Source organism: Candidatus Bathyarchaeota archaeon A05DMB-5, assembly GCA_019685655.1.
Taxonomy (GTDB): domain Archaea; phylum Thermoproteota; class Bathyarchaeia; order Bathyarchaeales; family Bathycorpusculaceae; genus DSLH01.
Genome location: JABFQP010000005.1, coordinates 1 through 16,042, shown reverse-complemented (window position 1 = coordinate 16,042; position 16,042 = coordinate 1). Strand labels below are relative to the sequence as shown.

The following is a 16,042-nucleotide window of genomic DNA, read 5'->3' as shown; positions in this document are numbered from 1 at the left end:
ACTCAAAAATGATTAGATGCGCGGAAACATGTAATATTGCATGAAAAAGTTTATTAGAGAGCTGTGTGGTTTACGTTTCTAGCTCTTCAAGATTGGAGACCATTTTTCGGTTGGATGACCCGACAGCTGGAGGAAATTGAAAGTTTGAAAAAACCCGCATCACACAAGTTCATTAACGCATGTTCAAATGTAAAATTGCGGGGGTTAGTTGAAATTGACTGAATTTTCAAAAGAAGACACAAATCTACTATTAAAAGCCTTCTTTAAAGAAAAAGGCTTGGTTCGCCAGCACTTAGATTCTTACAACGAGTTTATAGATCACGGCTTGCAGGAAGTAATAGATGAAGTAGGCGAAATTCCAATAGAAGTTCCTGAAAGCCCCTACAAAGTAAAACTTGGCCAAGTTTGGATAATTGACCCACAGACAAGAATCACTGGACCCTACACAACAGAAGTAGATGGCACAAAACACGAAATCTACCCTATGGAAGCTAGACTAAGAAACCTGACTTATGCAGCGCCAATAGCCCTAGAAATGACGCCTGTGATAGACGGTAGAGAGCAAGACACAGAACTCGTCTACATTGGAAATATCCCAGTGATGCTGAAATCAAAACTGTGCTTTTTATCGCAACTTTCCCGTGAAGAACTCATAGCTTGTGGAGAAGACCCAGACGACCCTGGTGGCTATTTCGTTGTCAATGGTTCAGAACGCGTAATAGTAGCAATGGAAGACTTAGCACCTAACCGCATAATAGTTGACATAGACGAGAAGGGAGCAGCACCAGTACATCAAGCGAAAATATTCTCAACAACCGTTGGCTTTAGGGCTAGAACAGAATTGAAAATGAAGTCGGACGAAGCCATCTATGTTACGATGCCAGGCGTGCCCACAGAAATTCCGTTTGTTGTGATAATGCGTGCTTTGGGCTTGGAATCAGATAAAGAAATTGCTGAAGCAGTTTCTCTAGAGAAAGAAATACAAAGCGAACTGGAACCTTCATTTGAAAAAGCAATAGGCGTAGACACTGCAAAGGACGCAATTATTTTTATTGGGAACCGTGTAGCTCACGGACAAGTTGAAGAATATCGAATACAAAAGGCTGAAACTGCAATAGACAAGAACTTCTTGCCTCACATCGGCAGGACAAGCCAAAGCAGGAGAGATAAGGCTCTATTCTTAGGCGAGATGGTGTGCAGAGTTATCGAACTGAAACTAGGAAGAAGACAAACAGACGACAAAGACCACTTCAAAAACAAAAGACTTAGACTTGCTGGTCCATTACTTGCTGATTTATTCCGTGTAGCCTTTAGAAACCTATGTAGGGACATAAAATATCAACTTGAACGGATAGGCGTCAAAGGTCCAATAATAACCGTCTCAGCAGCAGTCCGCCCTGGAATAATAACAGAAAGATTCCAACATGCGCTTGCCACAGGAAATTGGGGAAGAGGAAGAGTTGGCATAACACAGCTTCTGGACAGAACAAACCACATCTCCACTTTGAGCCACCTGCGCAGATTACAGTCACCATTAAGTAGAAGCCAACCCAACTTTGAAGCAAGAGACCTACACCCAACCCATTGGGGACGCTTATGTCCAAATGAAACCCCAGAAGGCTCAAACTGTGGATTGGTCAAAAACTTAGCGTTATCTGCATGCATCTCAGTAGGTGTCAACGCAGAAAAAATAAAACAAGTACTTTACGGCATGGGCGTTGTATCCGTATACGAAGCAAGCGAAGCCCTGAAGATTTCTGGCGCAAAAGTCTTTGTTGACGGCAACATTATTGGATACTGCAACAACCCAGAAGAGTTAACACGAGAATTTAGGGAAAGACGCAGAAGAGGAGAAATCTCAACAGAAGTAAATATAGTTCACTTCTCAAAAATCCACGGCGAAAGAGAAGAAATATACGTTAACTGCGACGAAGGAAGAGTAAGAAGACCCCTCATAATCGTCGAAAAAGGCTCTCCCAAACTTCAACCGGAACACATTGACAAAATAGCTTCTGGAGATTGGTCATGGGAAGATTTGGTCAAAAATGGAATAATTGAATATTTAGACGCTGAAGAAGAAGAAAATGCCTACGTTGCAATAAGCCTTGAAGAAGTAACCCAAGAACACACGCACTTAGAAATTGCCACATACACAATTCTGGGAATTTGCGCATCAACAATACCTTACGCAGAGCACAACCAGTCACCGCGCAATTCTTATCAAGCAGCAATGGCAAAGCAAGCCTTAGGATTTTATGCAACAAACTTCAATCAACGTGTAGACTCACGGTCACATATTCTACACTATCCAGAAGTCCCGCTCTTGGAAACCGCGTTAATGGAAACAATGGGCTATAAACTGCGTCCATCAGGACAAAACTGCATTGTAGCTGTGCTTTCCTTTGAAGGTTACAACATGGAAGACGCCTTAATCTTCAACAAGGCATCAATAGAAAGAGGCTTAGGGCGTTCAACATTTTATAGGATATATGAGGCTGAATGTCGCCAATATCTGGGTGGATTAAAAGACAAGTTCACTTTACCTGAGCCTGGAACACGTGGATTCAGAGGAGAACAATATTATCGACTATTAGAACCTGACGGAATAATAAGCCTTGAAGCAAACGTGGCCGGCGGAGACGTTCTCATCGGTAGGATAAGTCCGCCAAGATTTCTTGAAGAATACAAAGAATTTGAAGTTAAGGGACCTTCAATGCGAGACACGTCGGTTGACATGCGCCCTTCAGAAACTGGAATTGTAGACGCGATTTTCATAACGGAATCAGGAGAAGGAAGTAAACTTGTGAAAGTTAGAGTTCGCGACCAGCGCATTCCTGAATTAGGCGACAAGTTTGCTTCTCGTCATGGACAAAAGGGCGTCATAGGATTAATCGTTCCACAAGAAGACATGCCATTCACCGAAGATGGCATAGTCCCCGATGTAATAATCAACCCGCATGCTATTCCATCAAGAATGACTATTGGACAATTTATAGAATCAATGGCTGGAAAAGTTGCAGCTATGAGAGGAAAACCAGTTGATGGAACGCCTTTCATAAGTGAAAAACCTGACGAAATTAGAAAAGCCTTGATTAAGCTAGGGTTCAGCCACACTGGCAGTGAAGTCTTTTACAACGGTGCGACCGGCGAAAAGTTTGTTGCAGACATATTCGTTGGTGTTGTGTATTATCAGAAGCTACATCATATGGTTGCGGACAAAATACACGCCAGAGCTAGAGGACAAGTGCAGATGCTTACAAGACAACCCACTGAAGGAAGAGCAAGAGGTGGAGGCTTAAGATTTGGCGAGATGGAGCGTGACTGCTTAATTGGACATGGCGCTGCTATGCTACTTCAAGACAGATTATTAGAAGAATCAGACAAATACACGCTTTACATTTGCGAAAATTGTGGTCACATAGCCTATTATGACATGAAACAGAGAAAATATCTCTGCAGACTTTGTGAAGACAAAGCTAAGATTTCTCCAGTAATAGTTTCTTACGCGTTCAAACTTCTCTTGCAAGAATTAATGAGCCTTTGTATAACGCCCAAATTAAAACTTAAGGAGAAAGCGTAACATGGCAACAGAAGAAGTAATCCATAAAGTTGTTGACGAAATCTATTTTGGCTTACTTTCACCACAAGATATGCGCAAAATCTCAGTTGTCGAAATCCAAACGCCAGACACTTATGACGAAGACGGCGCTCCCATCACTGCTGGACTAATGGACGGCAGGCTTGGTACACTGGAGCCTAGACAAAGATGCAAAACATGCGGCAACACTGCAGTTCGCTGTCCTGGACATTTCGGGCACATCGAACTTGCAGTTCCAATAATACACATTGAATTTACAAAAATAATACATGACCTTTTAAGAGCAACTTGCAGAAACTGTGGGCGCATACTATTACCTGATGAAACCATTAAGAGAGTTCACGCAAGAGTTGATAGAACTCGCCAACTTCTCGGCGTTGTTCCCGATGAAGTTTACAAAGTCATCATTCAAGAGACAAAGAATAAACAATGTCCCCATTGCGGTGCTATCCAATATAAAATAGTCTTTGAAAAACCCACAAAGTTTAGTGAACAAATCCCCGAAAGTGGTTCAGAACCCTTAACGCCTAGCATGGTTCGCGAAAGACTAGAACGCATACCCGACGAAGACCTTGAACTGTTAGGTTTTAACCCCAAAGCCGCGCGTCCAGCTTGGATGGTTTTACAAGTTTTACCGGTTCCTCCCGTCTACGTTCGCCCTTCAATAACTTTGGAATCTGGCATTCGCTCAGAAGACGACCTCACCCACAAGCTTGTGGATATAATTCGCATAAATCAACGGTTAAAAGAGAATATGGAAGCTGGGGCTCCTACGCTTATTATTCAAGATTTGTCAGAACTTCTCCAGTACCATGTTACAACCTACTTTAACAATGAAGCTTCAGGTATACCGCCGGCGAGACATCGTTCTGGAAGAGCATTAAAAACACTTTCTCAGAGGCTTAAAGGCAAGGAGGGAAGATTCCGAAGCAATCTTTCGGGAAAAAGAGTTGACTTTTCAGCGCGTACAGTCATTTCTCCAGACCCAAACCTTGACATAAGCGAGGTTGGTGTTCCTCTAGAAGTTGCAATGCGCTTGTCTGTGCCCGAAAAAGTGACAGAATGGAACATTGAAGAAATGCGCCAGCTCATCATAAATGGTCCTGAAAAATACCCTGGCGCCCTTTACATCATTAGGCCTGATGGCAAACGTATAAGGCTTGAATTTGTAATTGATAGGACAAAGATTGCTGAAGCTGTGGAGCCCGGATTTATTGTTGAGCGGCATCTGAAAAACGGTGATATTGCCATCTTTAACCGTCAGCCTTCGCTTCACCGTATGTCGATAATGGCTCATTACGTGCGCGTTTTGCCATACAAAACATTCCGCTTGCACCTATGCGTGTGTCCGCCTTACAACGCGGACTTTGACGGAGACGAAATGAACTTACACATACCGCAAAGTGAAGAAGCACGAACAGAAGCGCTTCTGCTAATGCAAGTCCAAGACCAAATACTCTCTCCAAGATTTGGAGGTCCAATAATCGGAGCCATTCGAGACTTTATAACTAGCGCGTACTTGTTTACAAGAAAATCAAACTATTTGACAAAACAAGAAGTCAACAGATTACTATTAGCAGCAGGTTACGATGGACCTTTGCCAGAGCCAAAAATCAAAGAACCACAACCTCTCTGGACTGGTAAACAAATTTTCAGTCTGTTTCTGCCAAAAGACATGAACTATGTTTTGAAGGCAAACATTTGTCAAGGGTGTTCCAAGTGCGAAGAGGAAGATTGCAAATATGATGCTTATGTAGTCGTCAGAAATGGTGAACTCGTGAGCGGTGTTATAGACAGGCGTTCGATAGGTGCTGAGCAATCCGAAAGTCTCCTTCACAGAATAATAAAAGATTATGGAACACGAGCGGGACGCGAATTTCTGAACAAAATAACTCGATTATTAAAACTTTTCATAACAATGCGCGGATTCACATACTCGTACGAGCAACTCGTTTTGTCTCCAACCGCAGAGAACAAAATAAACAAAACAATGGAAAGAGTTCAGAAGAAAGTTGAGGAGCTAATAGAAGGCTACCACAAAGGCACTCTACCCAGACTTCCAGGGCAAACACTCGAGGAATCTTTCGAAATTTATGTAATGAACGAATTAGCCAAAGCCAGAGACGACGCTGGAAAAATCGCTGACGAAGATTTCACTATCGAAAATGCTGGCATAGTTATGACTCGAACTGGCGCGAGAGGTTCAAGCCTAAACATTGGACAGATGAGCGCATGTGTAGGGCAACAATCAGTACGTGGCAAGAGAATATTGCGTGGATATTTGGGTCGCGCTTTACCTCATTTCAAGTCTGGTGACCCGACACCAAGAGCGAGAGGGTTCGTGTATTCATCTTATCAAAGCGGGCTTGACGCGGTTGAATTTTTCTTCCATGCTATGGGTGGTCGTGAAGGACTTGTGGATACAGCCGTTAGAACGCAGCAGAGCGGATACATGCAAAGACGACTGATTAACGCGCTTGAACATATACGGTTGGAGTATGACGGAACAGTCAGAAACTCTGCAGGCGATATAATCCAGTTCAAGTACGGCGAAGATGGAGTTGACCCCGCAAAAAGCGACCATGGAAAGGCTGTAAACGTGAGCCGACTGGTTGAGCAACTTAGGATAGCTGAAGAGAAAGGTAAACCAGCACCCGAAGATTACATTAAAAAACAACTAAAAGAAGTTGAAAGTGAACTTACCCCCATACTTGTTGACGAGCTTAAACAAAATCTAGCTAAAGCGAAACTTAGCAAGGCATGTGTAGATAAAGCGATTAAATTAACTGTTGAAAACTATAAACGAGCCTTAATGGAGCCCGGCGAAGCCGTAGGAATAGTTGCAGCTCAGTCAATAGGCGAACCAGGCACACAGATGACTCTTAGAACATTTCACTACGCTGGAGTTAGAGAGCAAAACGTAACTTTAGGCTTGCCAAGACTTATAGAAATTGTCGATGCTCGGAGAATTCCATCCACACCCATAATGGCAATTTACTTAGACGAAGTGCATAGAAAAAGCAAGGAATCCGCCGTAAAAATTGCACGTAGCATAATTTACACCACATTGGAGGATTTGGCGCAAGCAATTTATGAAGACCCAGTGAATGAGGAAATAGTTGTTGAGCTTAACAAAACAATGATGGACGATCGTGGAGTAACTTTACAAGAGCTTAAGGAAAAACTGCAGATTCAGAATTCCACCGTGAAGATGAAGGGAAACCACATACATATAAAGCCCAAGAAAGCTGAAGCCCTAAAGAGACTGCTTGATAAGGTTTCTGCTTTTCACATTAAAGGAGTATTAGGCATAAAGCGTGTCCTTGTTACAGAAGAGCGTGGAGAATGGGTCATAAGAACTGATGGTTCAAACCTTCCGAAGGTTTTGGAAGTTTATGGAGTAGATACTTCGAGGACAACGACAAATAACGTTCATGAAATAGCTAAGACTCTTGGAATTGAAGCGGCTAGAAACGCGTTGATGAATGAGTCTAAGGGTGTTCTGGAAGAGCAGGGCTTGGATGTTGATATACGCCATGTTATGCTTGTCGCGGACATGATGACGTCAACTGGTGAGGTGCAGCAGATAGGTAGGCACGGCATAAGTGGCAAGAAATCAAGCGTCTTGGCAAGAGCAGCGTTCGAAATAACTGTTCCAAACATTGTTGAAGCAGCCATAAAAGGTGAAAGCGACCCGTTAGAAGGTGTGACCGAAAACGTAATAGTGGGGCAGTCAATACCAATTGGCACAGGGCTCGTGGAGCTGTACATGTCAACGTTCGGATCTAAGGGAGAGAAAAAGGAATGATAGACTTGGACAAAGCAATCGCAGCGGCTGTCAAGACTGGCAAGGTAGTTTTTGGGACAAACTCTGCCATACAAAACGCGAAAACTGGCAAGGTTAAAATGATAATTTTGGCTTCAAACTGCCCCTCAATCACACGTGAAGATATAGCATACTATTGTAAACTTTCAAATATCCCATTAATAACCTACAAAGGGTCATCGCTTGATTTAGCTGCTGTCTGCGGCAAACCCTTTTCTGTTTCAGCGTTAAGTATAAGAGAGCCGGGTGAGTCAGAAATTCTCAAACTAGTGGAGGGTACTGAATCAGAAGAGCCTAGCGGAGGAAGCGAATGACAAGCGGAATAAAATTTACAAGCACAGAAATGCGCTATATCGCTTTGTTTGAAAGCATAACAGGCGCAAGCGTCAAAGATTGCATTATAGACGAAGAACAAGGACGTGTAATTTTTGTTGTCAACGAAGGACAAGTAGGCGTAGCCATTGGAAGAGGCGGAAGAAACATTCGTACTTTGGAAAGAATGACTGGGAAAAAACACGAAATAATTGAGTATTCAGAAGACCCTGCACAGTTCATAAAGAATGCACTTAAACCAGCTCTTGTCAAGGAAGTTCGCTTAACAGAAAGGTCGGATGGAAAGAAAATAGCAGTTGTCGCCGTTAACCCGAGAGACAAAGGTGTGGCAATAGGTAAAAATGGTAAAAACGCTGAGCGTTTACGTTTTCTCGCTAAGAGATACTTCCAAATACAGAATGTCAGCATTACCTGATTTGGTGTTTCAAAAATGAACGACTTTGTAAATCAGTTTATTGGTAATCCGTTGTTGATTCTGACAATCATATTGATTATTGACGTTATCGCGTTTATTTACCACAGGATACGAAAATAGCGACTGTATCTACGCTTTCGTTTCTGTTCCCAAAAGTAAATCTATCAGTGCTTTCTGGTCTATTTCGGCGCGTGTTCTCCAATCCAGATATAATTGTTCATTCTCATCTTGTGTTAAGTATCCGTAACGAATGTAACGGTCTACGTTGATGTCCACTTTCCATCCAAGAAGTTTGTCGCGCAAAAGTTCCTCTACTTCTTTTCGTGGAGCTTTTCCCTTTTTGGAAATTATGTATGCTATTGTTATTGCTAGTCCAGCCAAGTCATCTATTCGCCATCCTATCATCTTAGCTTCTTTTGGAGTTAATTCGCCTCGTAGTGTTATGTAAAATCTAGCTTTGTCCAACTGCTCCAGCGTTGGCTTCTCAACCGTTTTCTCTTCTTCAAAAATCGTTTTGACTTGCAAATCAAGCGCTTTCAAGTAATTATCGAGAATGTTCAAAACTTTTGGGTAATCTGCACCTAAGGCTTTTCGAAGCTCCCAACCTTTTACTCCTGGCTTGGCGTGTCTGCGGTAGAAAAGCATGTGTGTTGCACGTTTAAGTTTGCTTGCGTAGTAGCCTTTTCGTTTGCTCACTTTAGTTCTCCTCGCTTCCATTTCATCCAGTTGTCAGTTGTGACCGCTATTGGTATGGAGACCAACTGTTTCTTGCCGATCTTTGTTGTTGGTTTATCGTATGGTTTGATGAAGATTTCTTCTTCTAACGGATATACCTCTAATGTTGCGTAACCATAGGTTATCAGAAAACTCGTCATGAACGCTTTGTGCACTGTTTCCTCGTAAGTTTCTGCGCCAATAAAATCCCAGTAACGAATTTTTCCATCGTCACCTTTCTCCTTAACCTTTGTTCTCATTTCCTGCCAGAAATTTTCTAGTTCTTCAGAGAAGGCTTTATCGCGCAAAATTCTCTGTTTAATAAGTTCATCCCTTGTCGCTGTGCCTGCTTCAAACTCTGCTGTTGGAAATTCTTTCCATCTTTCTTTGAGGGGCAAAAGGTTTTCCCAGTATTTCATGGCTTCTGCAATGCTGTGAAGCGAAATCTGTTCTAGTTCAACAATGGGATGCCAGGCTTTGAAGAAAACTTCAACCATTTCCTCTTTACTTATGCGAGTGAGTTTTTCCTCCAATAAGAATGGGTCTGTATAAAGCGAGGTTGAGCGATGTTTCACCCATTCACTTTGAAGTTTTATGACCGAGGCTAAACGATAAACCGTTTCAGCGTCTAAGCAAAGGTCTTCTGGAACTTCCCAATCTGGAAAATACTCTTTAATTACGCTTATGACTTCACTGACATCTATTAAAAAGGGGTCTAGCGAGCGTTCCTCCACAGATTTACACATTTCGATTATGCGCTGAAGCTTTTCTTTACCGATGCGAATTCGCTCTCTTTTCGACTGCATTAGGCAACCTCTCTGATTATCGATTTGCCTTCGATGTTCTGGACAGTGATTATGTTTGCTTCTTCCTCTGCAAATGTTATCTGACTTGGTGTAATCACAATGTATTGAGCGTCAGCGTCTTTGACCGTTGAAATGAGCATTTTCGCGATTAATTCTCGGTTCTTTGGGTCCATGTGAATGTCGTATTCATCAACAGCGCGGAATGGCGAGCGAACATGTTGCTGCAAAGCTAATAGGAAACTCATTGTTGCGGTGGTTCTTTCTCCTCCACTCTGCGTGTAAGCATCCAGCGGAACAGGTTTTCCGCCTTTAAAGCCAACTAAAATTTCTAATCCAGCAACTTCCATGTCATGTCCATTAGCGAGTCTAACTTCGCCAACTGCTTGGGCTTGAGCGAGAATTTTTTGGTATTCAAGATTCACGTGGTCTAGAAGGTTTTGGATGACTGTTCGCCACGCTTGCATTCGTGTTTTAACTTCTTCTAACGCCTTTTCTCGGTTCTCGGCAACTAATTGCGCCTTTTCTTTCAGTTCTAAGTAAAGTTTTGAGTAGGACTCGTACATGCGTTCTATGTCTTCTGAAACATCCGCTAGAGCGGCTAAATGTCCTTCTGTGATGCGGATTTCATCTAAGATTTCGCTGATGTCTTTTATCACTGCAATTCTGGAGCCAATCTGCTCTGCTTTTTCTATTGCTTCGTTTAAGTGAATTCGTGCAGTTTTTAACTCATTCTCGATTTGTTTCAAGTTATTGATTGCGTTTTCTCTGCGATATTGAAGCAGTGCCAATTTAATGCGACTATCCAAAATCTGATTGCTGACTTTTTCGGTTTCTTCTTCCAAGCTCTTTATTTTTAACTGAATTTCTTTTATTTCTGTGTTTAACTTTGATAGTTGACTCGTGGAGTTCTGCAGGAGCTCCTTCAAATTTTCGCTTCTCAGAAGCTTAGGTTGGATAGGCAACGGTTCTTTCATTATCGCTTGGAGATGCGGGTTTTCAAGCATAGTTATTTCTTTCAATAATTGTTCGCATAACGTGATTGTCGACTCGTTTCGAGCCTTTTCGCATTCAAGGTTTAAGCGTTCAGCGAAAAGTGTCTTCCATTCTTTTTTGAGCTCTTCAAACGTGTTCTGCTGAACTTGCAATTCTTCTTTTACTTTTCGTGTTTCTTCTTCGATCTGGTTAAAAGCATCCTTTTCTCTTTTTATTTCTTCCTCTAAATCTTTGACCGTCTCCTCTTTCTTGGCAGCTTCTGCCCATGCAAGTTCTTTTTCCAAGAATCTTCTTTTTGTCTGCAATTGTTTTTTCTCTTGGAATCTATCGTATTGCTCCCGCCAATAGTTAAGCGTCTGCTCCGCTGATTCCAAAAGCTTACTTACTGATTCTTCTTGACTTAGTATGCGGGTAAGCTTTTTCTGAGCTTGCAAAACATTTTCGCGGTAAGGCTCCAGCCCCACAGCTGCTTCAACCATGCGAAGCTTTTCTTGCGTGGAAAGTACAGTGAATTGTTCAACCATGTTCTGGTGCATGATGATGAGCATGTTGTCTGGGTCGACGCCCAGCTTATCTAAAAGTCTCTCAACATCCTGCTTTGTAACCGCTCTGTTTTCAAGTTCAAACCAGTACTGCCCATCTCTACGCAGAACGCGTGTGAGGAAAATTTGGTCTTTGTTGAATTTCTGAACTGGGCGGTTCTTTCCTCTTCGCGTGTTATCGAGAATAAGTGTTACGCGGGCTTGGTCTTTTCCCCACCGGATTAGGTCGCTCAGTTTCTTGGATCGTTCCGTATAAGATTGTCCCAATGCCACGGAGATAGCTAATAAAAGGGAGGACTTTCCAGAACCGTTTGGTCCGCAAATGACGTTTACGCCATGTTTAAACGGTACCCTAGCATATTCGTAGCTCATGAAGTTTTCTAGGATGACCTCCTGAATCAGCATTGGGAAAGTTGCCTCTCCAGCAGTAGTAATAGAGGTAAAAAGTCTCTTATTAAAGCAATTAGGCAAACTTTAACTCAAAGCAAACCAGCAAAACACAAAAGTTTTACATATAAATTTACAGACTAACTACGCAAGTTCAAAGGTTGGATTAGACATGGTTGTTGCAGGCAAAGTCTTCAAGCTTTCTGAACAGCTTTCCACTGCTGAAATCGCATCGCGCCTCGAAGGCTACCATACGGAAGAGCCCTACGAGGAAGGTGACTATAAGTTTACACTTGTAACCGAAGTTGTTGGGCTTCTGCCAAAGGAAGGCATGCTTAAAGGTATTTATTCACACGATTATGTTCTCCACATTTTTCACAGAGGCAAAGTAGCGCCTTTGCCGCGTACTGTTGAGGCTCTCTTCAGCTTCTCGCAGCGTGAAGACAATACTTTTTTGACTGTTGTTGAGAAGAAACGTATAGCCAACTTCATCGCTAACAAACTGAGCGAGATACTCTTCAAAAAAGTGGGCGGCGTCTTAGAAGCTAGGATTCCTCCGGAAACCCTGAAGGATTTCCATTTGAAAAATCCGGAAGACACAAAAATCACCTTCTTTGATAATGTTGACATTCCAAATGTGAACAAGCTTTCGCTTTACGGTCCAGACTTAATTAACACTTCAATTTTCGAAGATTATTGTAAGCATGGCGATTTGTGGTATGTTGTTGCAAGAGCAAGAGACTATGGTTATGTTGTGGGCGTAACCAGAGACGCTTCAGTAACAATCTTCAATTTGACAGACAAAGAAAAGTACTTGGAGTATGTCGCTAAAGAAATTTACCAGCTGATAACAACATAGATGTTGCAGCTTAAAACTAACAAATCATTAATTCATAAGTTTTAAAGCTCTGAAAAAACAATTAATGAATGGTTTAACGGAAGCGAAATCATGAGCATATTTAAAAAATTTTATTCCCAAAAAGCGAGGACGCAGCTAAAACTCAACAGATTACCATATTGTGCCGATATATCGCGGAAGAGCCGTGAAAATTCTGGAGGAGGATGAACTGTTTATGGCGCGTTATCAAGGATTGGGCGTAGACATTAAAACGCTCTTAGAAAAACTGAAGTCTTCTATGGAAAAACAAGGCTATAAAATAGAACGTGTACTAACTGGCGAGACCAGTTTTCTAATCGAGTACAAAAAGGGAGGCGTGCTTGCAGCAAAAGAAACCTTAAGTGTGAAAGGCGTTCCGGACGACTTTGTTGTTTCAGGAATTAGAGAGGATAACCAAGAATTATGGTTCATAATTGAAGACGTTATTTTGGCTTCTGCGCGGAATCCTCAAGCCTTCAAAAGCCACACAGAACAACTCGCGGCACTTGCACTTCCACAACCAGCCACGCCTGCAATGCCTCCTCAAACTACTCCTCCACCTCCAACTCCCAAACCTGCACAACCGCTCCCTACAAATTGCAGCCGATGTGGCGCTCCAATCACTGTGACGCAAGAAGACCTGATATTTACGTGTAGATATTGTGGTTTCACAATGACTGTGGCTTCAAGAGAAGAACTAAAAGCTCATAGCATGTTAGAGAACCGTCTTCTTTCTCAACAAGCAGTAGATGCCGCACGGAAATACATGGACAAGGGCATTTTCAGAGTTGGCGTTTCAAAAGACGCCCAAATAACAAGCGTGAAACTACGTTATGTTCCCTTCTGGGTTTGCCAAGCTACCACCAACACATTCTTGAAAGGCGTTACTGGCACAGGAGTCATGGGAGAAATCCACCAAGCGCAAGAAGCGGTGTCTGATAAACGTTCAAGCGGGCTGGCAAAGTTTGGAAAACTTATTCTCGCCGGAGCCAAGGCTTATGCTGAGACACAACAAAAGGACAAATCGCCAAGGCATGTCTCTTATTCATTCTCAAACACTTACATTTGGCCAACATTAGCTAGACGAACAATGATAAGTGAGATTAACTATTATGATGTGCCAGCTACCCGAAAAATTCCGTTTGATGTAGGCAAGGTGCCGCAGGATGCTGAATTTCTCAACATAGAATTGAACGAGGAAGAAGCTAAAGCCAAAATTCGAGCGGAAATAGAAGCCAAAGAAAGGTTGATTGCAAGCGGTAAGGTTGATACGCTTGAAACTTGCAGTGTAAACGTGACTCTTGGAGAAGCTGAACTGGTGCACGCACCAGTCTGGTTTGTCCATTACACTTTAAAGGGAGAAAACTATGTTATTGCGGTGGACGGTTGTGAAGGGAAAGTTTTAGGTGGAGGAAGACCTTTATTTAGCATCGGTTAGAAGGTTGGAAAAATGGCAGAAAAAGAGACAATAGAAAAAGTGAAAGACAAGCAGGGAATACTTGCCAAAATCCAGAACGTGTTTGGCTTAGGATACGCAACAAAAGAAGACTTGCGTGAGTTAGACAAGAAACTTCGAGACCTATACTATTCGGATTTCAAAACATTGCGTCACAGATGGGAAGAACTTTACTTGGCAGCTTTAAATGCTGGAAAAGCCACAGATGACTTCAAAAAGGTCATACAAATCATGGATAGAATTGCTGAAAAAGTCCATCATGCTGATTATGGATATGCTGGCTTGATGGACCGCAAGGGACACATAAGAGAGACTGAGTTAGCGCGGGTTTTCAATTATGACAAGGCATTAAGCGCTGATGTAGAGACAATAGTGAATGCGGTGAACGAACTTCACAAGGATAGTGAAGCTGAAAATTGGACGGACGCAGCAGCTAAAGCTAAGAACATTAAATCCTTAATACTGACGTTTGAGTCTAAATGGGATGAAAGAGAAAAACAGTTCAGATCGTTGGAGGTGTAATTTGGATGCCAGTTATTGAGAAAGTAGCATGGGACTATGCAGGAGCAGAAGATATAGCCTACAGATTTCCTAATCTTTCGCTCAAGTATGGGAGTCAGGTTATAGTTAAAGAAAATCAGTGGGCCGTCTTCTTTCGAGACGGCAAAGCCTATGATGTTTTTGGACCTGGAAGACACACGATTACTAGCAATAATATTCCACTTTTAACTGCTGCTTTGAAAGCATTACGTATAATAGGCGACATTTTCGACTGCGAAGTTGTTTTTGTAAGCAACAGCCAATTTAGAGCAAACTTTGGCGGCACAGCCTACTCTGCGCCGAGCGGCGACATAAAATATCAAGCTGAACTGGGATTTTTTGGCTATATGCTTTACAAAGTTGAAGACCCTAAGCTTTTTGTTGTCGAGTTCTTCGGCAACCGTGGCGCCAGTTCATCCAGAGATGTTGAAAACTACATTCGTGGTTTCATAAACGAACGCATAATAAACGAGTTCGGCAACCATGACATATTCACCGTTGTGAAAAATGTTGATGCTACCACTGATAAGGTGACATTGAAAATAAGCGATGAAGCTGCAAGAGTCGGCTTAAAAGTCATAGACTGTGTTTTCGAAGGTGTCAAAATTCCAGAAGAAGCCAGAAGGTTCGCGTCTGGAATGGGTGCTCAAGCCATGATGATGCAGTACATGAAAGAAACAGCAACGGAACTCAAAGGAAGCGAAGGTGGAGGCGCAGCAGCTGCTGGTTTAGGCGCTGGAATGGGCTTAACAATGCCTTACATGATGGCTCAGCAGATGCAGCAAGCACAAGCTGGTCAACCTCAACAGCTGATTATTTGCCAAAGCTGCGGTGCCAAAAATCCTGTGGGTACCAAATTCTGTGGTAATTGCGGTGCAAGTTTAGCTCCACAAGCAAAAGTTGTCTGTCCGAAGTGTAAGGCTGAGAATCCTGCTGGCACGAAATTCTGTGGAAATTGTGGCACTCCACTTGCTCAACCAGCTGCCAGCGAAATAACCTGTCCAAAATGCAATGCGAAGAATCCTGCTGGAACAAAGTTCTGCGGTAACTGTGGAGAAAAATTAAGCTAAGAAGCTTTCACTTTCTCTTTTTTCCAGTTTTCTTTGCTTCTTTTAGCGGAGAGCCGCATTTTATACAGAATTTTATATTTGAAGGAACAGTTGCTCCACATTTTAGACATTGAGTAGGCGGTGGTGGGTATAGGGATTTACCGCATTGTCCGCAGAACTTGTTTTCAACTGGGTTCTTGCTGCCGCATCGTAAGCAGATGATAACTTGTCTAATGATTTTTTCTGGTGGTTTCATGGCTTGAGAAATGTACTGTGTCATAGTTAATCCTAAAGCTAAGCCGATTCCAGCAGAGAAAGCCTCGCTGATGGTGTATTTAGTCATGATTTTATCAAGTAAACAGGGAGCCGAGAATAAGAAAAACTTTGCTAATTTATGAATAGATTTTTCTTGCAAAATCGTATGCTTTTTCTTCCGAAAGAGAAAATAAGCAAAATTGACATCAAAAAGTAGTTGAGGCTTTCGAAATAGTGGCCGGGGTGAGGTA

The 16,042-nt window shown here is 42.4% G+C and carries 12 protein-coding genes; 8 read left to right on the top strand and 4 right to left on the bottom strand.

Annotated features, from left to right (window positions below; all coding sequences use genetic code 11):
- Positions 1 to 214: 214 nt before the first annotated feature.
- The 4 genes from HM003_07130 to HM003_07115 are packed head-to-tail and all read left to right on the top strand — an operon-like array spanning position 215 to position 8,172.
- Positions 215 to 3,580: a DNA-directed RNA polymerase subunit B gene (locus HM003_07130; GenBank protein MBX5329104.1), complete on the top strand. Its 3,366-nt coding sequence runs from the start codon at positions 215 to 217 to the stop codon at positions 3,578 to 3,580.
- 1 nt (position 3,581) lies between these two features.
- On the top strand, positions 3,582 to 7,406 hold the full coding sequence (locus HM003_07125) for a DNA-directed RNA polymerase subunit A' (protein ID MBX5329103.1): 3,825 nt from the start codon (positions 3,582 to 3,584) through the stop codon (positions 7,404 to 7,406).
- Positions 7,406 to 7,738, top strand: a complete 333-nt coding sequence (locus tag HM003_07120; protein MBX5329102.1) for a 50S ribosomal protein L30e — start codon at positions 7,406 to 7,408, stop codon at positions 7,736 to 7,738. Before HM003_07125 ends, HM003_07120 begins: the two co-directional genes overlap by 1 nt.
- Positions 7,735 to 8,172, top strand: a complete 438-nt coding sequence (locus HM003_07115) for a NusA-like transcription termination signal-binding factor (protein MBX5329101.1) — start codon at positions 7,735 to 7,737, stop codon at positions 8,170 to 8,172. Before HM003_07120 ends, HM003_07115 begins: the two co-directional genes overlap by 4 nt.
- 129 nt (positions 8,173 to 8,301) lie before the next feature.
- Here the strand turns inward: HM003_07115 and HM003_07110 are convergent, their stop codons facing one another.
- From HM003_07110 to HM003_07100, 3 genes are read right to left on the bottom strand one after another with little or no spacing between them, the layout of a single operon-like run.
- Positions 8,302 to 8,868, bottom strand: coding sequence for a hypothetical protein (locus HM003_07110; protein MBX5329100.1), 567 nt, complete (start codon positions 8,866 to 8,868; stop codon positions 8,302 to 8,304).
- Positions 8,865 to 9,692 carry a hypothetical protein gene (locus HM003_07105; GenBank protein ID MBX5329099.1) on the bottom strand — a complete coding sequence of 276 codons (828 nt, stop codon included), beginning with the start codon at positions 9,690 to 9,692 and terminating at the stop codon, positions 8,865 to 8,867. Before HM003_07105 ends, HM003_07110 begins: the two co-directional genes overlap by 4 nt.
- Positions 9,692 to 11,632, bottom strand: a complete 1,941-nt coding sequence (locus HM003_07100; GenBank protein ID MBX5329098.1) for an AAA family ATPase — start codon at positions 11,630 to 11,632, stop codon at positions 9,692 to 9,694. The genes HM003_07105 and HM003_07100 overlap by 1 nt, the downstream gene beginning before the upstream one ends.
- A 154-nt stretch (positions 11,633 to 11,786) precedes the next feature.
- On the opposite strand from HM003_07100, the gene HM003_07095 reads away from it, so the two are divergent.
- The 4 genes from HM003_07095 (at position 11,787) to HM003_07080 (ending at position 15,557) form a co-directional block, all read left to right on the top strand.
- Positions 11,787 to 12,473 carry a hypothetical protein gene (locus tag HM003_07095; protein MBX5329097.1) on the top strand — a complete coding sequence of 229 codons (687 nt, stop codon included), beginning with the start codon at positions 11,787 to 11,789 and terminating at the stop codon, positions 12,471 to 12,473.
- Positions 12,474 to 12,657: 184 nt separating this feature from the next.
- On the top strand, positions 12,658 to 13,929 hold the full coding sequence (locus HM003_07090; GenBank protein ID MBX5329096.1) for a hypothetical protein: 1,272 nt from the start codon (positions 12,658 to 12,660) through the stop codon (positions 13,927 to 13,929).
- A gap of 12 nt (positions 13,930 to 13,941) precedes the next feature.
- On the top strand, positions 13,942 to 14,469 hold the full coding sequence (locus HM003_07085; GenBank protein ID MBX5329095.1) for a hypothetical protein: 528 nt from the start codon (positions 13,942 to 13,944) through the stop codon (positions 14,467 to 14,469).
- 5 nt (positions 14,470 to 14,474) lie between these two features.
- On the top strand, positions 14,475 to 15,557 hold the full coding sequence (locus HM003_07080) for an SPFH domain-containing protein (GenBank protein ID MBX5329094.1): 1,083 nt from the start codon (positions 14,475 to 14,477) through the stop codon (positions 15,555 to 15,557).
- Positions 15,558 to 15,564: 7 nt separating this feature from the next.
- Here the strand turns inward: HM003_07080 and HM003_07075 are convergent, their stop codons facing one another.
- Positions 15,565 to 15,879, bottom strand: a complete 315-nt coding sequence (locus HM003_07075; GenBank protein MBX5329093.1) for a zinc-ribbon domain-containing protein — start codon at positions 15,877 to 15,879, stop codon at positions 15,565 to 15,567.
- Positions 15,880 to 16,042: the final 163 nt, after the last annotated feature.